This window comes from Lachnospiraceae bacterium KGMB03038 (assembly GCA_007361935.1).
Taxonomy (GTDB): domain Bacteria; phylum Bacillota; class Clostridia; order Lachnospirales; family Lachnospiraceae; genus Massilistercora.
This window is the reverse complement of the sequence record CP041667.1, coordinates 3,034,689-3,055,943: the sequence shown is the minus strand read 5'-3', so window position 1 is coordinate 3,055,943 and position 21,255 is coordinate 3,034,689. Positions and strand designations below refer to the sequence as shown.

The 21,255-nt window shown below is 47.7% G+C and carries 20 protein-coding genes; 18 read left to right on the top strand and 2 right to left on the bottom strand.

Features of this window, described 5'->3' with window-relative positions:
- Positions 1-13: 13 nt before the first annotated feature.
- From galE to dnaB, 4 genes are all read left to right on the top strand, one after another.
- Positions 14-1,033: a UDP-glucose 4-epimerase GalE gene (gene galE / locus FND36_15045; protein ID QDW75240.1), complete on the top strand. Its 1,020-nt coding sequence runs from the start codon at positions 14-16 to the stop codon at positions 1,031-1,033.
- A 163-nt stretch (positions 1,034-1,196) separates the two neighbouring features.
- The gene (locus FND36_15040) at positions 1,197-3,263 is read left to right on the top strand and encodes a DHH family phosphoesterase (GenBank protein QDW75239.1); all 2,067 of its coding nucleotides are present in this window, start codon (positions 1,197-1,199) and stop codon (positions 3,261-3,263) included.
- The gene (locus tag FND36_15035) at positions 3,263-3,712 is read left to right on the top strand and encodes a 50S ribosomal protein L9 (GenBank protein QDW75238.1); all 450 of its coding nucleotides are present in this window, start codon (positions 3,263-3,265) and stop codon (positions 3,710-3,712) included. Before FND36_15040 ends, FND36_15035 begins: the two co-directional genes overlap by 1 nt.
- 12 nt (positions 3,713-3,724) lie before the next feature.
- Complete coding sequence (gene dnaB, locus FND36_15030) at positions 3,725-5,065, top strand: replicative DNA helicase (GenBank protein ID QDW75237.1); 1,341 nt, start codon at positions 3,725-3,727, stop codon at positions 5,063-5,065.
- On the opposite strand, the gene FND36_15025 is transcribed toward dnaB, so the two are convergent.
- Positions 5,048-5,404: a hypothetical protein gene (locus tag FND36_15025; protein QDW75236.1), complete on the bottom strand. Its 357-nt coding sequence runs from the start codon at positions 5,402-5,404 to the stop codon at positions 5,048-5,050. The two genes, dnaB and FND36_15025, sit on opposite strands and share 18 nt — an antisense overlap.
- Before the next feature lie 186 nt (positions 5,405-5,590).
- On the opposite strand from FND36_15025, the gene FND36_15020 reads away from it, so the two are divergent.
- Entirely contained in the window at positions 5,591-6,460 is an 870-nt protein-coding gene (locus tag FND36_15020; protein ID QDW75235.1) for an N-acetylmuramoyl-L-alanine amidase, read from the top strand.
- Positions 6,461-6,553: 93 nt separating this feature from the next.
- Here FND36_15020 and FND36_15015 read toward each other — a convergent pair whose 3' ends face one another.
- Complete coding sequence (locus tag FND36_15015; protein ID QDW75654.1) at positions 6,554-6,850, bottom strand: 4Fe-4S dicluster domain-containing protein; 297 nt, start codon at positions 6,848-6,850, stop codon at positions 6,554-6,556.
- Positions 6,851-6,947: 97 nt separating this feature from the next.
- Here FND36_15015 and FND36_15010 point away from each other — a divergent pair, with 97 nt between their 5' ends.
- From FND36_15010 to xylB, 13 genes are all read left to right on the top strand, one after another.
- Positions 6,948-8,153, top strand: a complete 1,206-nt coding sequence (locus tag FND36_15010) for a substrate-binding domain-containing protein (GenBank protein QDW75234.1) — start codon at positions 6,948-6,950, stop codon at positions 8,151-8,153.
- A gap of 34 nt (positions 8,154-8,187) precedes the next feature.
- Positions 8,188-8,751, top strand: a complete 564-nt coding sequence (locus FND36_15005) for an HD domain-containing protein (protein QDW75233.1) — start codon at positions 8,188-8,190, stop codon at positions 8,749-8,751.
- Positions 8,752-8,893: 142 nt separating this feature from the next.
- On the top strand, positions 8,894-9,316 hold the full coding sequence (locus tag FND36_15000; protein ID QDW75232.1) for a 30S ribosomal protein S12: 423 nt from the start codon (positions 8,894-8,896) through the stop codon (positions 9,314-9,316).
- Between the two features lie 469 nt (positions 9,317-9,785).
- The gene (gene rpsG / locus FND36_14995; GenBank protein QDW75231.1) at positions 9,786-10,277 is read left to right on the top strand and encodes a 30S ribosomal protein S7; all 492 of its coding nucleotides are present in this window, start codon (positions 9,786-9,788) and stop codon (positions 10,275-10,277) included.
- Positions 10,278-10,286: 9 nt separating this feature from the next.
- Complete coding sequence (gene fusA, locus FND36_14990; protein ID QDW75230.1) at positions 10,287-12,404, top strand: elongation factor G; 2,118 nt, start codon at positions 10,287-10,289, stop codon at positions 12,402-12,404.
- 121 nt (positions 12,405-12,525) lie between these two features.
- Positions 12,526-13,719 (top strand): elongation factor Tu, encoded by a 1,194-nt coding sequence (gene tuf, locus FND36_14985; GenBank protein ID QDW75229.1) that lies wholly within the window; start codon positions 12,526-12,528, stop codon positions 13,717-13,719.
- An 84-nt stretch (positions 13,720-13,803) separates the two neighbouring features.
- On the top strand, positions 13,804-14,616 hold the full coding sequence (locus FND36_14980) for an HAD family phosphatase (protein QDW75228.1): 813 nt from the start codon (positions 13,804-13,806) through the stop codon (positions 14,614-14,616).
- A 76-nt stretch (positions 14,617-14,692) separates the two neighbouring features.
- Complete coding sequence (locus FND36_14975) at positions 14,693-15,586, top strand: sugar kinase (protein ID QDW75227.1); 894 nt, start codon at positions 14,693-14,695, stop codon at positions 15,584-15,586.
- A gap of 114 nt (positions 15,587-15,700) precedes the next feature.
- Positions 15,701-16,576, top strand: coding sequence for a YitT family protein (locus tag FND36_14970; protein ID QDW75226.1), 876 nt, complete (start codon positions 15,701-15,703; stop codon positions 16,574-16,576).
- Positions 16,577-16,593: 17 nt separating this feature from the next.
- Positions 16,594-17,430: a helix-turn-helix domain-containing protein gene (locus FND36_14965; protein QDW75225.1), complete on the top strand. Its 837-nt coding sequence runs from the start codon at positions 16,594-16,596 to the stop codon at positions 17,428-17,430.
- A gap of 142 nt (positions 17,431-17,572) precedes the next feature.
- Positions 17,573-18,190: a DUF4867 family protein gene (locus FND36_14960; GenBank protein ID QDW75224.1), complete on the top strand. Its 618-nt coding sequence runs from the start codon at positions 17,573-17,575 to the stop codon at positions 18,188-18,190.
- Between the two features lie 50 nt (positions 18,191-18,240).
- Positions 18,241-19,725, top strand: a complete 1,485-nt coding sequence (locus tag FND36_14955; protein QDW75223.1) for a fucose isomerase — start codon at positions 18,241-18,243, stop codon at positions 19,723-19,725.
- Between the two features lie 14 nt (positions 19,726-19,739).
- Positions 19,740-21,209, top strand: a complete 1,470-nt coding sequence (gene xylB / locus FND36_14950) for a xylulokinase (protein ID QDW75222.1) — start codon at positions 19,740-19,742, stop codon at positions 21,207-21,209.
- Positions 21,210-21,255 lie beyond the last annotated feature (46 nt).

Sequence of the window (21,255 nt, the reverse complement as noted above, 5' to 3'; positions counted from 1 at the left end):
GAGGCAAAAAAGCATGGCGAAGATATTGATCACAGGCGGCGCCGGCTATATCGGGAGTCATACGGCGCTGGAACTTTTGAACAAAGGATATCAGGTTGTTGTCTATGATAATCTGAGTAATTCATCTAAAGAATCCATCCGCAGAGTAGAAGAGCTGACGGGAAAGACCATTCAATTCTACGAAGGAGATGTGCTGGATGCGGAAGCGTTGGAAGCGATGTTCCGAGCGGAAGGAATTGACGCGGTGATCCACTGCGCGGCTTTGAAAGCAGTAGGCGAATCTGTGCAGAAACCACTGGAATACTATCATAATAATATTACCGGAACTCTGACCCTGATGGGTGTGATGGATAAGGTGGGAGTGAAAAATATCGTATTCAGTTCCTCTGCTACGGTCTATGGAGACCCGGAGGTGATTCCGATCACGGAAGACTGCCCGAAGGGACAATGCACCAACCCTTATGGATGGACCAAGTCTATGATGGAACAGATCATGACAGACGTACAGAAGGCAAAGCCGGATTGGAACGTGATCCTGCTGCGTTACTTTAACCCGGTAGGAGCCCATAAGAGCGGAAGGATCGGGGAAGACCCGAAGGGAATCCCTAACAATCTGATGCCGTATATCTCGCAGGTGGCTGTGGGAAAACTTCCGAAGCTGGGCGTCTTTGGCGATGACTATAATACGCCGGACGGAACGGGAGTGCGGGACTATATCCATGTAGTCGATCTGGCGCTGGGGCATGTGAAGGCCATTGATTATATCTTTACGGATCCGGGGCTGGATGTCATCAACCTGGGAACTGGAACTGGATACTCGGTACTGGATATGGTAAAAGCCTTTTCAAAAGCTTGTGGGAAAGAGATTCCATATGAGATCAAACCCAGGAGAGCCGGGGATATTGACATGTGCTACGCGGATCCGTCCAAAGCAGAACGGGTGCTTGGCTGGAAAGCGGAGCGGGATCTGGAGGAAATGTGTGAGGACACCTGGAGATGGCAGTCTCAGAATCCTAACGGGTACCGCGGATAAACAGACGCTGCAAAGCGGGAGTATCATAGCCGCATGATTGGATTTTTGGCGGAAATTGCAGGGGCAATTTCCGTCTTTTATTTTCGGCGGGAAAGTGATATAATACTGATGTATATCGTTAAAAATCTATAGTAAATATTTGTGGATTTTAGAGGATGCGGCAATGGGAAAAAAGAAAAAGGACAATCAAAGCATACGTCTGAAAGGACAACTCAGGCTGTATATGCAGTGGCCCGCGGTCATGGCGGTCCTGCTGGTGTTCGTAAATATATGGACCTATAAGATCGATCGGCGGGCGGGTACGCTGATGTTTATCTTTGTATTGATCTATATCGTGATGACGGGGATTTTATACTTGTACAGCAAGTCGCTGATCGTAAAAGACCTGGTAGAATTTGCGGCTCAATACGGAGTGGTACAGAATACGCTTTTGAAGGAACTTGCAGTACCCTATGCTATTTTCCTGGAAGACGGAAAAGCGGTATGGATGAACAGTCAGTTCGAGGAGGTGCTGGGAGGGAAACCTAAGAGAGACGTCTATATCAGCAAATATATTCCGGAACTGAATAAGAGTATTTTCCCCAAAGAGGAAGATGACGTCGTTCACATGGATGTCTATTATGGAGCCAGGGAATATAAGGCGGAGCTTAGGAAGGTATCTGTGAAAGGGTTCAGCGAGACGGAACGTCTGATGGAAATGCCGGAAGAAGAAGAATATTTCATCGCGGTGTATCTGCAGGACGTGACGGAGCTGAGCCACTATATCAAAGCGAATGAGGAGCAGCGCCTGGTGGCCGGCCTGATTTATATTGATAATTACGATGAGGTGATCAACAGCGTAGAAGAGGTAAGGCAGTCTCTGCTGGTAGCGCTGGTGGACCGTAAGATCAATCAGTATATCGCGAAAGCGGACGGGATTGTGAAAAAAATGGAGAACGATAAATATTTTATCGCCATTCAAAAGCAGTATTTCAAGGAATTGGAAGAAGATAAATTCTCTTTGCTGGAAGAGGTAAAGTCTGTCAATATCGGAAATGGAGTTCCGGTGACGCTTAGTATTGGGCTGGGATTAAGTACCGAATCTTACTCCCAAAGTTATAATTACGCCAGAGTAGCCATCGATCTTGCCCTTGCCAGAGGCGGAGACCAAGCGGTCATCAAAGATTCCCACGGCATCACCTATTTTGGAGGAAAACGGGAACAGACGTCCAGGAATACCAGAGTTAAGGCGCGGGTTAAGGCTGAGGCGCTCCGAGAATTCCTGACAGTGAAAGATAAGATTTTTGTTATGGGACACAAGCTAAGTGACGCGGATGCGCTGGGAGCGGCGGTCGGAATCTACCGGGCGGCCGCGGCGCTGGAGAAGAAGGCGCACATCGTCTTGAATGAAGTGTCCGCATCTCTGCGCCCTTTGTATAATTCATATATAGACAATCCGGATTATCCGGAAGATCTGTTTTTGCAGCCTTCCCAGGCTATTGGCATGGCGGATGAAAATTCTATGGTGGTTGTGGTAGATACAAACCGGCCGGGAATGACAGAATGTGAAGAACTGCTGCATATTGCGAAGACCATCGTTGTGCTGGATCATCACCGGCAGAGCAGCGATAATATTGATAACGCGCTGTTATCTTATATTGAGCCGTACGCTTCTTCGTCCTGTGAGATGGTCTCCGAAATTCTGCAGTACATTGTGGACGATATCCGGATTCCAAAGCTGGAGGCAAGCAGTCTTTACGCCGGGATCATGATCGATACCAGCAATTTTGTAAATCGGACAGGCGTACGCACCTTTGAAGCGGCGGCGTTTCTGAGGCGGCATGGAGCGGATATTACGCTGGTGCGCAAGATGTTCCGGGATGATATGGAGTCGTACCGGGCAAAGGCGGAGATCCTCAGCAGTACGGAAGTATACAGAGACCGTTTTGCTATCGCTGTGGGAGCCGGTCTTACCATTGAGAGTCCTACCATCGTTGGGGCTCAGGCGGCTAACGAATTATTGGACATTAATGAGATCAAAGCCTCGTTTGTCCTTACAGAATATAACGGAAGAATCTATATCAGCGCCCGCTCCATTGACGAGGTCAATGTACAGATCATCATGGAGCGTTTGGGCGGCGGCGGCCATATGAACGCATCGGGCGCCCAGTTTGATTATACAGATATGGATCAAGCGGTGGCCACCCTGAAAGCGGTGATTGATGAAATGATCGAAGGAGGAGATATCTGATGAAGGTAATCTTAAAAGAAGACGTGAAATCCCTTGGGAAAAAAGGCCAGGTAGTAGAAGTAAGCGACGGCTATGCCAGAAACTTTATCTTGAAAAAGGGCAAAGGAGTAGAGGCGAACTCAAAGAACTTGAATGATCTGAAGCTGCAGAAGGCCAATCAGGATAAGGTGGCCCAGGAGCAGTTTGAGGCGGCAAAGGAGCTTGGAAAGAAAGTAGAGGCAGGGCAGATCCAGGTTTCCATCAAAACGGGTGAGGGCGGAAAAGCCTTTGGCTCTATTTCATCTAAGGAGATCGCGGAAGAGACGAAAGCGCAGCTTGGCCTGGAGATTGACAAAAAGAAGATCCAGCTCAAGGAGACGATCAAGACTCTGGGAACCCACAATGTTCCTATTAAACTTCATCCGAAAGTGACCGTGGAACTGAAGGTGGTCGTGACAGAAGAAGCATAGGAGGACCAAGCAATGGAAGAAGCGCTCATCAAACGGGTCATGCCTCACAGTATTGAGGCGGAACAGTCGGTGGTCGGCGCTATGCTGATGGACAAGGATGCGATTCTGACGGCTTCTGAACTGATCAGCGGGCAGGATTTCTACCAGAGCGCCTATGGGGTGATCTTTGATTCTATGGTGGAATTATTCAATGAAGGAAAACCAGTTGACCTGGTGACCTTGCAGGACCGGCTGAAAGAGAAAGATGTGCCGCCGGAGATCACCAGTCTGGAGTTTGTCAGGGATCTTGTAACGGCAGTGCCTACTTCTGCAAATGTGAAATATTATGCCCAGATCGTAGCCGATAAATCCATGATGCGCCGGCTGATCAAGTTAAATGATGAGATATCAAACGCCTGCTATGTAGGAAATGAACCTTTGCCGGCAATCCTGGAGATGACGGAGAGATCTGTTTTTGAATTGCTCCAAAAGCGGAATCTTGGGGATTATACGCCTATTAAGCAGGTTGTGCTGAACGCGCTGGATCGGATTGAAAAAGCGTCCAAAAATAAAGGGAATGTAACGGGGATTCCAACAGGCTTCAACGATCTGGATTATAAACTGTCAGGACTGCAGCCTTCCGACTTGATCCTGGTGGCGGCCAGGCCTTCTATGGGAAAGACGGCGTTTGTGCTGAATATTGCTCAGTATGTAGCGTTTAAGCGGGAGAAGGGCGTGGCGGTCTTCAGCTTGGAAATGTCCAAAGAGCAGTTGGTCAATCGTCTGTTTTCCTTGGAGTCTCAGGTGGATTCCCAGGCTCTTAGGACTGGGAATTTGAAGGATTCGGATTGGGAGAAGCTGATCGAGGGAGCAGGGATCATTGGGAAATCTAATCTGATCATCGATGATACTCCTGGCATCTCTGTGTCGGAGCTTCGCTCAAAATGCAGAAAATATAAGCTGGAACATGACATCCAGCTGATCATCATCGACTATCTGCAATTGATGACAGGAAGTGTAGGCAGACATTCTGAGTCGCGCCAGCAGGAAATCTCAGATATTTCTCGATCTCTGAAAGCGCTGGCCAGAGAGCTGAATGTGCCTGTAGTGGCCCTGTCTCAGCTGAGCCGTGCTGTGGAATCCAGACCCGATAAGCGGCCTATGCTTTCGGATCTCCGTGAATCTGGAGCCATCGAGCAGGATGCGGACGTGGTCATGTTTATATACCGGGATGAGTATTATAATAAAGACTCCGAGTTCAAGAAGCAGGCCGAGATCATTATCGCAAAACAGAGAAACGGCCCTGTGGGGACCGTTCATCTTGCCTGGCTTGCGGACTATACAAAGTTTGCCAATCTAAGTCGGCAGGAATAGCCGTTTTAATTTTTCTACTGGACCGCTCTCGGCGGCAGATTTCCGAAAGGACTGCTGCTGTCGGATGAGCTGGTCCAGTTTTTTGAATTGTTCTTCCTCCTGCCGTTCTTTGGCGTCCAGAAGGAAGGACATTTCTTTGCTGAACATAGACAGAAGTACTTCGTTATTATTTTCCAGCATCCGTTTCATGCGGAGCTGCTCCCGTGTTCTTCTAAGATCCGGGATCAGGGCTTTCAGTTCGTCGAAGGGAACCCCTTGTTCGTATAACTCCTGGATACATCCATAAAGTTTGGCGTCATCTTTTGTCTCGCGTTTTAGCTGTTCTAATGCGTTTCCCATAGAAAAACCCCCTTATTTATTAACTTGTCCCCTTTCCAGGTATGCACAGGATAGCATGGAAAGAAAGCGAAAGGAGTCGCAACCAGTCGCCGAGAACGGGAAATTTTCTTACGAAATCAGAGCGAAAACGACTTCTTTTTGTGATATAATAATTTCAAATATCTTTAAAAGCGGGGGGGCTTTTACATGAAACGGAAAGGGCTGATCCTTGTCTTGGCGCTGGTCTTGATCGCGGAACTTCTGGCGGCGGGCGGGATTTTTTATAAAACATACCTGGGGAGGGAAAGCAAAACGGAAGGGACCTTGAACAGTGAAAAGGGGAGGCCGGGGCTTTTGGCGTCTGCAGTCCGATTTTTCGATGAAAAGGAAGAGGCTCTGGAGGAAGAAGAAACGAAAGCGGCAGAAGAAAAGCCTCAGTTAAACGTCTTGATCGTTGCTATTGATCCAGGGCATCAGGGGGCTCACATAGATATGAGCGCAAAAGAAGAGAACGCCCCGGGGTCCGGGGAGATGAAAGCAAAGGCTACAGGCGGGACAACCGGAACGTATACAGGCATGCCGGAATATCAGTTAAATTTGGATGTATCTCTGAAAGTCCGGGATCTTCTTGTGGAACGGGGATATCAGGTAGTCATGGCCAGGGAAGACAACGATACAGCCATCAGCAATAAAGAAAGAGCGCAGCTTGCCAATGAAGCGGGGGCGGATGTCTGCGTCAGGATACATGCCAATGGAAGCGAAGATGCCTCTAGTCAGGGGGCTCTTTGCCTGGTCATGTCTCCCGACAACCCGTATGTAGGACAGCTTTATGAGGAAAGCAATAAGCTGGCGGAAAATGTCCTGCACTCCTATTGCCAGGCGACGGGGTTTGCGGATCAGGGAGTAGTGACCAATGATACGATGACAGGTCTGAACTGGAGTGAGATACCGGTGATGATTTTGGAAATGGGATTTATGACCAATGAACATGATGATACGAAGATGGCAGATGTTTCATTCCAGGATCAGATGGCGGAAGGGATCGCGGAAGGGATCGACGCCTACTTTGGCATATGATTATGCAAAAAAATAAAGAGGAACGCATAAAATGTGTTCCTCTCTATTTCTGTAAACACAGGGTTCCCTGATACAAATTCAAAATATATTTGATTAACCCTCAGAGATAGCTCCTGTAGGACACTGAGCAGCACATGCGCCACAGTCAACGCAGGTGTCAGCATCGATCTCATAGTGATCTGCGCCCTGAGAGATAGCGCCTACTGGACATTCAGCCTCGCATGCTCCACAGCTTACACATTCATCGCTAATTACGTGTGCCATTGGTATGTACCTCCTTTTTTGATTGTTAGACATGTCTCTTTTTTGTCTATTCCTATCATAATACAAAAAAGTAAAATATACAAGGGAGTTTAAAAGTGCACACGAAAAAAAACAGTAGGGAAAAATTAAGATTTTTTTCAACAATTTTTCACGGAATTGGTGTATAGTATTTGTTGGTTTATACTATAGAGAATGATTTGAAATCGTTGGGAGAGTTGATATTATGAAAAAGAAGTGGAGCATGACGGCTTTGATCCTATGCTTCTCACTGGCGCTTTGCGCATGCGCGGCTGACAGCGGGAAGGCGCGGCCGGAGAAAGCGGAAGCTTCCGAGGGTACAGAAGAAACAGAAGAATCGAGTACGCCGGAATATCAGGCAAAGCTTGATGCCATCGATCCATTCGCTTATGGCAACGCAAAAGGCCTGTCCCTTGAGAAAGGAGCCTATATCTCGATCATCGGAAAGGGAGAAGGAGGCCAGTATTGGGAGGCTGTAAAAGAAGGCGCCCAGCAGGCTTGTGAAGACATTAATCAGGAACTGGGATATGAGGGAGAGGATCAGGTAAAGATCACATACAGCGGCCCTGCGGATGCGGATGATGTGGACGAGCAGGTGGGAATCTTGGATGAGGAACTGGACCGGTATCCGGTGGCGCTTGGAATCGCGCTGACAGATGCCCAGGCCTGTGATGTGCAGTTCGATCTGGCGGCGGAAAGTGATATCCCAGTGGTAGCTTTTGATTCTGGAAGTGATTATCAGGGACTGATGGCGACAGTCTCAACGGATAACGCGGCGGCAGCGGTATATGCGTCCGATCAGATGGCGGAACTATTGGGCGGCAGCGGTCAGGTTGCAATATTCGCCCAGGATTCCAAATCCCAGTCTGCCCTGCAGCGGGTAAATAGTTTTACGGCGCAGATCGAGGCGAAATATCCGGAGATCCAGATTGTTTCTGTATACTATATGGATCAGTTGGAAACCATGCAGCAGACAATCGCGGATGAGATTCAGGCGGGAACTTATCAGAGACCGGAAATGGACGAACAGGCAGATCAGGATATAGCGGCAGAAGATATTACAGAAGAAGATGTTATGGATTATATTTTTACAAAGTATCCAGACATCAAAGGCTGTTATGGAACCAGCGGAGAGGCGGTGCGGCTGATCACAGAGAATATGGATCGTCTGGGCAAAGAGGACATGACGGTAGTCGGATTTGACGCGGATGAAGAAGAAATAACAGCCCTGGAGGAAGGGAAGGTTGACGGCCTTGCGGTGCAGAATCCATTCGGAATGGGATACGCGGCGGTGATCGCCTCAGCCAGAGCCGCCTGCGGGCTGAATAACGAAGCCTATGTGGATACAGGATATGTGTGGATGACGGCGGAGAATATGGATAGTGAAGAAGTGCAGAAAATGTTATATTAATAATTTAGAAGAAAAGGTTATCAGGAGGAAAAAGATGAACAGAGAACAAGCGCATGAGATTTTGATGAAATATATGGAAGGAGAGAACTATATTACTCATTCTTACGCGGTGGAAGCCATCATGAGGGGACTGGCAAAACGTCTTGCGCCGGATGAAGTGGAATACTGGGGGATCGTGGGCCTGCTCCACGATCTGGATGAAGAACAGTGCGACTGGGCTCATGATATGAGTGTCCATGGTCCCACATCCGTAGAGATTTTAAAGAAAGAAGGGATTGAGGATAAAGTCCTTTTTGACGCGATCTGCGCCCATAATCCAAAGAGCGGCGTAAAGGCTAAGACAAACCTTCAGTACGCGGTGCTGGCGGCAGATCCTATGAGCGGATTTGTAAAAGCGGTAGCGCAGATCTACCCGGATAAAAAGATTGCCAGCGTGAAGCATAAATCTGTGATGAAACGGTTCAACGAGCTTCGGTTCGCCAAAGGCGCCAACCGGGACTACATGGAAGCCATCGAGTTTACAGGCTTGAGCCTGGATGATCTGATCGACGTGGCTCTGGAAGAGATGGGAGCCATCGCGGATCAGCTGGGATTGTAAAAAGTACGTGTAAAGCCTTGACAATACAGGAAAAACGTAATAAACTAATTGGGCGTGCAAGAAGATGCGTTATCTTTTTGCGCGCTCATTTCACGAAACAGAAATGAATGCAGCTTATTATTATCGTAGGAGGTGAAAGAGAATGCCAACATTTAACCAGTTAGTAAAGAAGGGACGCCAGACATCTGTAAAGAAGTCTGGAGCTCCGGCTCTTCAGAAAGGCTACAACTCTTTGAGAAAGAGAGCGACCAATGAATCCGCTCCTCAGAAAAGAGGCGTGTGTACCGCGGTTAAGACAGCTACACCGAAGAAGCCTAACTCAGCGCTTCGTAAGATCGCCAGAGTTCGTCTTTCCAACGGAATCGAAGTGACAAGCTATATTCCGGGAGAAGGCCACAACCTTCAGGAGCACAGCGTTGTCCTGATCCGTGGAGGAAGGGTAAAGGACCTTCCAGGTACCAGATACCACATCGTCAGAGGTACGCTTGATACAGCGGGCGTTGCCAAGAGAAGACAGGCACGTTCCAAGTACGGCGCTAAGAGACCAAAAGACGCGAAAAAGTAAATCCAGAGCACTTAGCGAGTGCAAGTCGTAAGACGAAGCAGGAGGTTAGTGCGAGGATTGTTCTTCGAAACTTGGCGAGGTGTTTTCGAGCCTAGTGTCGAAGGACTGCCTTGTTAGAAAATCAGAAGCGCGTAGCGCGGAAGACTGCGAAGCAGTCTGGATTTTCGAGCCTGGCCTCGAACTACCACATTTTATGTAGTCACGAACAGAACTATGATAAAGTAAGTTGCAGGGATATAGATAGATATGTCCTTTTGCACTACACAGTATCATTAGAACGACACATGTGAGTACCGATGAATTAATCAATTTATCGAGAGCAGCGCTGTTTTGAACAGCAGGCTCGAATTGTCTAAAGACAATTCTCGCTTGGGCTAAGCACCCAATAGAGAAACATGAAAAATGTCTTTAGCAAGCGAGCTTTCTAAAAACATTTTTTATGTTTCTCTGCTGTTCTTGATAGAACACAATGTTTAAGGAGGGAAGGACCGTGCCACGTAAAGGACATACTCAGAAAAGAGACGTATTAGCGGATCCATTGTACAATAACAAAGTGGTAACGAAGCTTATCAATAACATTATGTTAGACGGTAAGAAGGGTATCGCTCAGAAGATTGTATATGGAGCGTTTGAAAGAGTTGCCGATAAGACCGGAAAACCGGCGATCGAAGTATTCGAAGAGGCAATGAACAACATTATGCCTGTATTGGAAGTAAAGGCAAGACGTATCGGTGGAGCAACCTATCAGGTGCCGATCGAGGTAAGAGCCGACAGAAGACAGGCGCTGGCTCTTCGCTGGCTGACCAACTTCTCCCGCGCAAGAGGCGAGAAGACGATGGAAGAAAGACTGGCGAATGAGATCATGGATGCGGCCAACAACACAGGCGCAGCCGTGAAGAGAAAAGAAGATATGCACAAGATGGCTGAAGCAAATAAAGCATTTGCTCACTACAGATTCTAGGAGGCAACAATGGCTGGAAGAGAATATCCATTAGAGAGAACCAGAAATATTGGTATCATGGCTCATATCGATGCCGGCAAGACTACGCTGACAGAGCGTATTCTCTATTATACCGGCGTAAACTATAAGATTGGTGATACTCATGAAGGTACTGCGACAATGGACTGGATGGAGCAGGAGCAGGAAAGAGGTATCACGATCACTTCCGCTGCTACCACCTGTCACTGGACATTGGAAGAGAATGGGAAGCCAAAGCCGGGAGCGCCGGAACACAGGATCAATATCATTGATACCCCGGGGCACGTTGACTTTACGGTAGAGGTAGAACGTTCTCTGCGTGTACTGGACGGTGCGGTAGGCGTATTCTGCGCCAAAGGCGGCGTTGAGCCTCAGTCAGAAAATGTATGGCGTCAGGCTGACACATACAACGTTCCGAGAATGGCGTTCATCAATAAGATGGACATTCTCGGCGCCGATTTTTATAACGCGGTAGAGCAGATACGTACCAGACTTGGGAAAAACGCGATCTGCCTGCAGCTTCCGATCGGCAAAGAAGATGATTTCAAGGGAATCATCGATCTGATGGAGATGCAGTCCTACATTTATAATGATGAGAAGGGCGATGACATCACCATCGGAGAGATTCCAGAGGATATGAAGGATGACGCGGAACTTTACCGGACAGAACTGGTAGAGAAGATCTGTGATCTGGACGATGATCTGATGATGGAATATCTGGAGGGAAATGAACCTTCTATCGATGATCTGAAGCGGGTACTGAGAAAAGCGACCTGCGAGTGCAAAGCAATCCCGGTATGCTGCGGATCTGCTTACAGAAATAAGGGAGTGCAGAAACTCCTGGATGCGGTTCTGGAATATATGCCGGCGCCGACAGACATCCCGCCGATTCAGGGCGTAGACATGGATGGAAACGAGATTGTAAGACACTCTTCTGATGAAGAGCCGTTTTCCGCTCTTGTATTCAAGATCATGACAGACCCGTTTGTTGGAAAACTTGCTTATTTCCGCGCTTATTCAGGAACGGTGAATTCCGGTTCTTATGTCCTGAACGCGACAAAAGGAAAGAAAGAGCGTGTAGGCCGTATCCTTCAGATGCACGCCAATAAGAGACAGGAACTTGACAAGGTTTACTCCGGAGACATCGCTGCGGCGATCGGATTCAAGTTCTCAACCACAGGTGATACCATCTGTGACGAGCAGCATCCGGTAATCCTGGAGTCCATGGAGTTCCCAGAGCCGGTTATCGAGCTGGCCATCGAGCCAAAGACAAAGGCTTCCCAGGGCAAGCTTGGCGAGTCTCTTGCGAAGCTGGCGGAAGAAGACCCGACTTTCCGTGCGCATACTGACCATGAGACCGGTCAGACCATCATCGCCGGAATGGGAGAACTTCATTTGGAGATCATCGTAGACAGACTTCTGCGTGAATTTAAGGTGGAGGCTAATGTAGGAGCGCCTCAGGTTGCTTACAAAGAAGCATTTACCAAAGCTGTTGACGTAGACAGCAAGTACGCAAAACAGTCTGGCGGACGTGGACAGTACGGACACTGTAAAGTTAAATTCGAGCCAATGGATGTCAATGGTGAGGAAACTTACAAGTTTGAATCTACTGTAGTCGGAGGAGCGATTCCGAAGGAATACATCCCGGCTGTTGGAGAAGGTATCGAGGAAGCTATGCAGTCCGGTATCCTGGGAGGATTCCCGGTAGTAGGTATCCACGCTAACGTATACGATGGATCTTACCACGAGGTAGACTCCAGTGAGATGGCGTTCCACATCGCAGGTTCTCTGGCGTTCAAAGACGCTATGAAGAAAGCGGCGCCAGTACTTCTTGAGCCGATCATGAAGGTGGAAGTCACCATGCCGGAAGAATACATGGGCGACGTCATCGGCGATATCAACTCCCGTCGTGGACGGATCGAGGGTATGGATGACCTGGGCGGCGGCAAGATCGTTCGCGGATATGTGCCGTTGTCTGAGATGTTTGGATACTCCACAGATCTTCGTTCCAGGACACAGGGACGCGGAAACTACTCAATGTTCTTTGAGAAATACGAACCGGTACCGAAATCTGTACAGGAAAAAGTATTATCTGGGAAAAATGAGTAATTAAATATGAAAAAGGCTTGAAAAACTGTAGGATTTGAAATATAATCAATCTTAGCCGAGCAAAAACGTAAAATTTTATGAAAATGCCCTTGCAGGCGCTATTATAAGGAGGATATTCAAAATGGCAAAAGCTAAATTTGAAAGAACAAAACCGCATTGTAATATCGGTACCATCGGTCACGTTGACCATGGTAAAACTACTCTGACAGCTGCGATCACAAAGGTACTTTCCAAGAGAGTAGCTGGTAACGCAGAGGTTGCATTCGATAACATCGACAAGGCTCCGGAAGAGAGAGAACGTGGAATCACGATTTCTACCGCTCACGTAGAGTATGAGACTGACAAACGTCACTATGCTCACGTTGACTGCCCGGGACATGCGGACTATGTTAAAAACATGATCACTGGTGCCGCTCAGATGGACGGCGCGATCTTGGTAGTAGCTGCTACCGATGGTGTTATGGCTCAGACAAGAGAGCACATCCTGCTTTCTCGTCAGGTAGGCGTTCCTTACATCGTTGTATTCATGAACAAATGTGATATGGTAGACGATGAGGAGCTGCTTGAGCTGGTTGAGATGGAAATCCGCGAACTCCTTGACGAGTATGAGTTCCCAGGCGATGACACTCCGATCATCCAGGGATCCGCTCTGAAAGCTCTGGAAGATCCAGACGGAGAGTGGGGAGACAAGATCATGGAACTGATGGATGCTGTTGACAGCTATATCCCAGATCCAGAGCGTGATACAGATAAGCCATTCCTGATGCCTGTAGAGGACGTATTCTCTATCACAGGACGTGGAACAGTTGCTACTGGTAGAGTAGAGCGTGGAACTCTTCATGTATCTGATGAAGTAGAGATCGTTGGTATCAAAGAAGAGACCAAGAAGACTGTTGTAACAGGTGTTGAGATGTTCCGTAAACTGCTTGACGAGGCTCAGGCTGGTGACAACATCGGAGCGCTTCTTCGTGGTGTTCAGAGAGACGAGATCGAAAGAGGTCAGGTTCTGTGTAAACCAGGTTCTGTAACCTGCCATCACAAATTTACCGCTCAGGTATACGTTCTGACCAAAGATGAAGGTGGACGTCATACTCCTTTCTTCAATAACTATCGTCCTCAGTTCTACTTCAGAACAACAGACGTTACAGGTGTCTGCAACCTGCCAGAAGGAACAGAGATGTGCATGCCTGGAGATAACGTAGAGATGAGCATTGAGCTGATCCATCCAGTAGCTATGGAGCAGGGACTTCGTTTCGCTATCCGTGAAGGCGGACGTACTGTAGGATCAGGAAGAGTTGCTACAATCATCGAGTAATTCTGAAAGACGAAAAACAAAGTACAGGGAAGAGTGTTTGTGCTCTTCCCTGATTTTGTTTTACTAAAGAGTGGAAGCGATAGAATGAGAAAGATTAAGATGCTTGCGGTTGATATGGATGGGACCTGCCTGGACCGCAGAAGCCGGATGACCGATCGGACATTGCGCGCATTAGAAGAGTCGGCCAAAGCAGGGGTGATAGTCGTGCCGGCGACAGGCCGGTGCCTTTCCTGCCTGCCCCATCGTCTGAGAGAACGGAAGGATATTTACCGATATGTGATCACATCGAATGGAGCCAGAATCATAGACTGTCTGGGACAAAAACTCCTTTCTGAAAAGCTGATCGATAAGGAGACCGCCCTGACGCTGCTGGAAAGAAGTAAAAGAGTAGGGGTAGGCATAACCGCCCATATAGACCATGAATACTTCGTGCAGGGGAAGGCGCTGTCCGCGGCGGGGCGTGTTATGTTTGGGAAAGATGCGCAAGCGATCCGGCATGTCGCGGAAATGAGGAGTGCAGTCCAGAAAGCGGCAGATGCGATAGAAGAAATTCAATTTTATTTCCTGAAACCTGGTTCACGTGAAAAAACAAAACGTATCTTAGAAGAATTTCCCCAGTTGTCCGGCGCGTATACAAAAATCTATGCGGAGATCTTCGCAAAACAAACATCCAAGGGAGACGCGTTAAAAGAACTGGCCGGTTATCTTGGAATCCGGGAAGAAGAAGTGGCATGCATTGGAGACGGAGAAAACGACCTGCCCATGTTTGAGGCGGCCGGACTGCGCATGGCTATGGGAAATGCGGTTCCGGAGCTAAAAAAGAAAGCAGAGTATATATTGCCGGCAAATGATAAAAACGGAGCCGCGGAGGGCATATATCGGTATATTTTATCGTAATTTGGGACGTAGCCTTTTTAAACTTTACTACGTCCTTGTTCACAGAATTTTCACAATTTAGGAGAAGGTACAGCAGATGAAGATTACTATTATTGGGGCGGCTATTATTGATATTCTGGCCAGACCCGTTGATCGGGATATGTTTGAGAAGGGTTCGATGCCAGTGCAGGATATGCGGATGAATATTGGCGGGGACGCGGCGAATGAGGCTTTGGTTTTGGCGGGACTTGGAAAAGAGGTTCAGCTTTGGACAGTACTGGGAAAGGATATGGCAGGAAGGATGATCCTGGAATATCTTCGAGAGAAAGGCGTTTCTGTGGATGACTCGTGCGTCACAGAAGATATGGTGACCGGAATCAATACGGTGTTGATACAAAAGAATGGAGAGCGTTCTTTCTTGACAAATCCAAATGGAAGTCTTAGAAAGCTGGGAATAGAACACATCCATTTGCCTTTTGCTGAAGATACGAAAATTCTTTGCCTTGCCAGTATGTTTGTTTCACCGCTGCTTACTGTAAATGAACTGGAGCAGATCTTTCGGGCGGCTAAGGAACAGGGGATCACGGTCTGCGCGGATATGACGAGATGCAAGAATCATGAAACGGCTAGGGATATGGCGCCGGCTTTGCGGTATGTAGACTATCTTTTCCCAAATGAAGAGGAGGCCAAACTGCTGACCAGGAAGGATTCTGTGGAAGAAGCGGCGGAAGAGCTTCAGAAGGCGGGAGTTTCCCACGTGGTGATCAAATGCGGGAAGAGGGGCTGTTATGCGGCGACGCAAACAGAAACATTTTGGGCGCCGGCAGTAGGACAAGTTCGCTGTGTGGACACTACCGGCGCTGGCGACAGTTTTGCGGGCGGCTTTCTGGCGGCTCTTTCAGAAGGGAAAACAATTCGGGAGTGTGCGGATTTTGCCAATCAATGCGGCGCGCGGGCAGTTGAAGCCGTAGGGGCGACAGCCTGGCTTTGAGGCGTTTAGAGGGATTTTGGAGAGAAATATTGACAACCCCCGGACGTCCATAATATCATAATATACAGGCGGCTTTAGTAGACCGGTACTATGTCATGAGGAGGGGTACAAAAGATGAAGAAGGCTCAAATCAAATGTGCGTTTCTTTTGATTCTGGGATGCCTGTGCTGCAGTATCGCGACCAACTGGATCTTGATCCCAAATGGATTGTCAACGCCAGGGATTACAGGTATTTCTATGACATTAGAATACTTTACAGGAATTAATTACGCGCTGATCTATTATGCTATTACAATCTTGATCCTGGTTTTGACCTATTTTACATTGGGAAAAAGGGATGCTTCGAATATTGTTATCCTTTCGCTTTTGTATCCTATGGTTTTGTGGGTTCTGAGTTTTGTGGATGTACAGATTATTTTTGAAGATAAACTGATTGCGATCGCGGCTTTTGGAGTGCTTTATGGAACGGGAATCGGAATTCCTTACCGGATTGGCTTTTCCTATGGAGGAGACGATACGGTGGCAAAGATCTTGAAGAAATGCGTGTGGAAATCGGTTGAATTGAAGAAGATCATGTACTTTGAAGAAGCGCTGGTCATCTTGTTCATGGCAACAGTGTTTGACTTAAACATTCTGGCCTATGCATTTGTAGGTCAGCTGATCTATGTGAACTGCATGAACTACGTGATCTTTAACCTGGGCCCCAAACTGTACGATGTGCATATTATTGGAAGAGATATGGAACGGATCGAGGATTTTATCATAAATACGATCCGGAAAAGTGTGACCATCTACCATGACGCCATGGGGGGCTATTCCCGGGAAGCTAAGATTCAGATGAGCTGCGTGTGCAATTCAAAGGAATATGTCCAGCTTCGTGAATTTATCAAGGAGGGAATGTTCGACTGCTTTATCAAGGTCATTCCGCTGGTCCATGTATTTGGACAGAATAAGGATTTCCATAAGCTAGATGACGAAAATATTGAATAAAAGAAAGGAGAGTGCGGATGGAATATTCACATGAGATCATTATGCCTAATGATGACATCCCTTTTAAAATGTTTATTTTTGAAGGAAGAGACGGTAATTACATTCGTGAAAAACACTGGCACCGCTCGATCGAGATTTTTGCTCTTTTTGAGGGGGAGTTGGAATTCTATGTGAACGAAGTCCGGTATCCATTGCGGCCAGGAGAGTTTATGCTTGTGAATTCTAATGAGATACATTCAATTCATTCTCCAAAGAAAAACCTGACGGTGGTTTTGCAGATCCCGCTATCCACCTTTGAAAAATACTATACCGATGAGAAATTTATCTACTTCTCTCACAGCAGCCGGCTGCAGGATGAAGAGGTCATGAAAGTGATCCAATCCATGTATCAGATCTATGCAGAAAAAGAATTTGGTTACGAACTTCAGGTGCAGAGCCGATTTTATACACTGATCTATCTTCTGGTCACCAAGTATCGGAAGACCAATGTAGATGCGGAAATGGTCAAAAGCAATAAAAAATTAATGAAACTGTCGACCATTACAGACTATATGAAGAATAACTATAACAAAGACCTTTCGCTGGAATCCTTGGCTCAGACCTTTGGATACTCGCCAACCTACCTGTCCAGGATGTTCCAGAAATACGCGAAGACCAACTATAAAACATATCTGGACAATCTGCGGCTTGAGCACGCATATAAAGATTTGATGAACACAGAGTTGTCTATCAGCGCAATCGCAAGCCAAAATGGATTTCCAAACAGCAAGGCATTTGCCAAGGTGTTTCAGAAAAAGTATAAAGAACTGCCAAGCAAGTTCCGAAAAGCCAATTTGGGACGTAGCCTTTTGTGAAAAGGCTACGTCCCAAATTGGCTTTTGCCCTGTACCCAAATGAAAGAAAGGCAAAAAAACGCCATAAAAGGGCTAAGTATTTGGTCGTAAGAATCTAGAGGAATTGCTATAATAATAGTAATCAGGGAGGAGGCAGGATGAAGTGAAGATTAAAAATGTGACAGATGCGTGTTTTGCGCCTTATGGGCGTGTGCTTGAAGGCTACTCTGTGGAGGCGCTTCTGAGATCTATGAGCCATACTCCGCTTCCCGATGGAGAAGTTATGTATGTGGCTTCGGTGGAAGAGTTGGAGGATCTTGCGGTCGCGGCTGAATTTAGGGACAGGGCTTTTGGCGGGCTGCCGATTGAGATTGGATTTTGCAACGGACATAATCATAAGTTAAATGCTCTGGAATACCATCGGTCGTCAGAGATTAATGTAGCGGCGACGGATATGATCCTGCTGGTCGGCAAACAGCAGGATATCACAGAAGGCTATCTGTATGATACAGAGAAGGTGGAGGCATTTCTGGTCCCGGCTGGAACGGTGGTGGAGATGTACGCTACCACTTTGCACTATGCGCCGTGTATGACAGGGGGAAAGGGCTTCCGCTGCACGGTGATCCTTCCCAGGGGAACCAATACGGCGCTTGCTGGAGAGCAGTGCAAAAAGGGAGAGGGGAAGCTGCTCACCGCAAGAAACAAATGGTTGATCGCCCATGAGGAAGCAGGTATCGAAGGAGCTTTCTGCGGGCTGAGAGGCGATAATATCGAGATTTAAAATCTGTCAAATTTAAAATTTACATATCATGCAAAGGAGGGAATTTGGCAATGAACAATATGCCAGAAGTGAAGATTGGGGTAGTGGCAGTCAGCCGTGACTGTTTCCCGGAGAGCCTGTCTGTAAACAGAAGAAAGAACTTGATGAATGCATACACACAGAAGTACGGCTCAGAAGGAATCTACGAATGCCCGGTATGTATCGTGGAGAGCGAGATCCACATGGTACAGGCGCTGGAGGACGTGAAGAAGGCGGGCTGCAACGCGTTGGTAGTCTATCTTGGAAATTTTGGACCGGAGATTTCCGAAACCTTACTTGCGAAACATTTTGACGGCCCCAAAATGTTTGTGGCGGCGGCAGAGGAAACAGGAGATGATCTGGTACAGGGCAGAGGTGATGCTTACTGCGGGATGTTAAACGCCAGCTATAATCTGAAACTGCGCAATATCCAGGCATATATTCCAGAATACCCGGTGGGCGACGCGGAAGACTGCGCGGATATGATTCATGAGTTTGTGCCGATCGCCCGGGCAGTGATCGGGCTCAGTGAATTAAAGATCATAAGCTTCGGACCGAGGCCGTTAAATTTCCTGGCTTGTAACGCTCCCATCAAACAGCTTTACAACCTGGGCGTGGAAATTGAAGAGAACTCGGAACTGGATCTTTTTGAAGCGTTCCATAAGCATGCGGGAGATGAACGGATACCGGCTCTCGTAAAAGAGATGGAAGAAGAGCTGGGGGCGGGAAATAAGAAACCTGAGATCCTGTCTAAATTGGCGCAGTACGAGCTGACCTTGAAAGACTGGGTAGAAGAACACAGAGGCTACCGCAAATACGTGGCGATCGCCGGAAAATGCTGGCCCGCCTTTCAGACTCAGTTTGGTTTTGTTCCCTGCTACGTGAACAGCCGTCTGACAGATCAGGGAATTCCGGTTTCCTGCGAGGTGGATATCTATGGAGCGCTCAGCGAGTTCATCGGAACAGTAGTAAGCGAAGACACGGTAACACTGCTTGATATCAATAATACCGTGCCAAAAGATATGTATGAGTCAGACATCAAAGGGAAATACGATTATACGATCCAGGATACCTTTATGGGATTCCACTGTGGAAATACCGCTTCCAGTAAGCTGGCTTTCTGCGAGATGAAGAATCAGATGATCATGGCCAGGACATTACCGGAAGAAGTGACTCAGGGAACCTTGGAAGGAGATATCGTTCCGGGAGAGATTACATTCTATCGTCTCCAGAGCACAGCAGACAATAAACTGAGGGCTTACATTGCTCAGGGCGAGGTGCTTCCGGTGAAGACCCGGTCCTTTGGCGGCGTAGGAGTATTTGCGATTCCGGAAATGGGAAGATTTTACCGCCATGTGCTGATCGAGGGCGGATATCCCCATCATGGAGCGGTGGCTTTTGGACATTTTGGGAAAGCGTTATATGAAGTATTTAAATATATCGGCGTTCCGGTAGAAGAGATCGGTTACAATCATCCGGCCGGAGTACGGTATAAAACGGAAAATCCGTTTGCGTAAAGGAGGAAAGAAAAATGTTGTATATTGGTGTTGACCTTGGGACATCGGCGGTAAAATTACTTCTGATGGACAGTGAAGGAAAAATCCAGAAGATCGTGTCCAGAGAGTACCCCTTATATTTCCCACATCCAGGCTGGTCGGAACAGAAACCGGAAGACTGGTTTGAACAATCCATGGAAGGCATCAAAGAACTGACAGCAGAATGTGAGAAAGACCAAGTGGCGGGGATCAGCTTTGGCGGCCAGATGCACGGCCTCGTGGCCCTGGATAGCGAAGACCAGGTGATTCGTCCCGCGATCCTTTGGAATGACGGAAGAACCGGAGAGGAGACAGATTATCTGAACCAGGTGATCGGAAAAGACAAACTCTCTCAGTATACAGCGAATATCGCGTTCGCGGGATTTACTGCCCCTAAAATCCTGTGGATGAAGAAAAATGAGCCGGAGAATTTTGCGAAAATCTCCAAGATCATGCTGCCGAAAGATTATCTTGCGTACAAACTTTCCGGTTCTTTCTGCAGTGATGTATCAGACGCTTCCGGCATGCTTTTGATGGATGTGAAGAACCGCCGCTGGTCCAAAGAGATGATGGAGATCTGCGGCATCACAGAAGAACAGCTTCCTAAGCTCTATGAAAGTTATGAAGTGGTGGGAACACTGAAGCCGGAGATCGCGGAACAGCTTGGCCTGTCTGAACGGGTAAAAGTGATCGCGGGAGCTGGCGACAATGCTGCTGCGGCTGTAGGGACCGGAACGGTAGGAGACGGGATGTGCAACATCTCTCTTGGAACATCAGGGACCATTTTTATTTCCAGCAAAAAGTTCGGGGTGGACGAGCATAATGCCCTTCATTCTTTTGCGCATGCGGATGGAAACTATCATCTGATGGGGTGTATGTTGAGCGCGGCTTCCTGTAATAAGTGGTGGAATGAGGATATTTTAAAGACCAGCGATTTTGGAGCGGAACAGGCGGGAATTACCAGGCTTGGAGAGAATCAGGTCTTCTATCTGCCATATCTGATGGGAGAGCGTTCCCCTCACAACGATCCGGATGCAAGAGCAACTTTTATCGGAATGACTATGGATACCACCAGAGAAGATATGACACAGGCAGTTCTGGAAGGTGTAGCCTTTGGTTTGAGAGATTCTCTGGAAGTGGCAAGAAGCTTAGGACTGCAGATCGAAAGGACGAAGATCTGCGGCGGCGGCGCTAAAAGTCCGTTATGGAAGAAGATCATTGCCAATGTGATGAATATGAAAGTGGATGTGATCGAGAGCGAAGAAGGACCGGCCCTTGGCGGAGCTATGCTGGCGGCGGTGGGCTGCGGCGAGTACCCGGATGTGGAAACCATCGCGGCCAAGATGGTGAAAGTGGTGGATACCGTAGAACCAGATCCGGAGCTGGTGGCAAAATATGAAGAACGGTACCAGAAGTTCCGCAAGATCTATCCAACGGTAAAGGGACTGTTTAAAGAGCTGAAGTAATTTTACAAAAATCAGCAAAATATTACTAGTTTAGTAGCTTGAATCC

Coding starts and splice junctions, on each gene's coding strand:
- FND36_14980 (QDW75228.1), top strand. CDS start 13,804: ATGAGAAAGATTAAGATGCTTGCGGTTGATATGGATGGGACCTGCCTG.
- FND36_15035 (QDW75238.1), top strand. CDS start 3,263: ATGAAGGTAATCTTAAAAGAAGACGTGAAATCCCTTGGGAAAAAAGGC.
- FND36_15025 (QDW75236.1), bottom strand. CDS start 5,404: ATGGGAAACGCATTAGAACAGCTAAAACGCGAGACAAAAGATGACGCC.
- FND36_14955 (QDW75223.1), top strand. CDS start 18,241: ATGAACAATATGCCAGAAGTGAAGATTGGGGTAGTGGCAGTCAGCCGT.
- FND36_14965 (QDW75225.1), top strand. CDS start 16,594: ATGGAATATTCACATGAGATCATTATGCCTAATGATGACATCCCTTTT.
- xylB (QDW75222.1), top strand. CDS start 19,740: ATGTTGTATATTGGTGTTGACCTTGGGACATCGGCGGTAAAATTACTT.
- FND36_14970 (QDW75226.1), top strand. CDS start 15,701: ATGAAGAAGGCTCAAATCAAATGTGCGTTTCTTTTGATTCTGGGATGC.
- rpsG (QDW75231.1), top strand. CDS start 9,786: ATGTTTAAGGAGGGAAGGACCGTGCCACGTAAAGGACATACTCAGAAA.
- FND36_15020 (QDW75235.1), top strand. CDS start 5,591: ATGAAACGGAAAGGGCTGATCCTTGTCTTGGCGCTGGTCTTGATCGCG.
- FND36_15040 (QDW75239.1), top strand. CDS start 1,197: ATGGGAAAAAAGAAAAAGGACAATCAAAGCATACGTCTGAAAGGACAA.
- FND36_15005 (QDW75233.1), top strand. CDS start 8,188: ATGAACAGAGAACAAGCGCATGAGATTTTGATGAAATATATGGAAGGA.
- dnaB (QDW75237.1), top strand. CDS start 3,725: ATGGAAGAAGCGCTCATCAAACGGGTCATGCCTCACAGTATTGAGGCG.
- tuf (QDW75229.1), top strand. CDS start 12,526: ATGGCAAAAGCTAAATTTGAAAGAACAAAACCGCATTGTAATATCGGT.
- FND36_15010 (QDW75234.1), top strand. CDS start 6,948: ATGAAAAAGAAGTGGAGCATGACGGCTTTGATCCTATGCTTCTCACTG.
- fusA (QDW75230.1), top strand. CDS start 10,287: ATGGCTGGAAGAGAATATCCATTAGAGAGAACCAGAAATATTGGTATC.
- FND36_14975 (QDW75227.1), top strand. CDS start 14,693: ATGAAGATTACTATTATTGGGGCGGCTATTATTGATATTCTGGCCAGA.
- FND36_15000 (QDW75232.1), top strand. CDS start 8,894: ATGCCAACATTTAACCAGTTAGTAAAGAAGGGACGCCAGACATCTGTA.
- galE (QDW75240.1), top strand. CDS start 14: ATGGCGAAGATATTGATCACAGGCGGCGCCGGCTATATCGGGAGTCAT.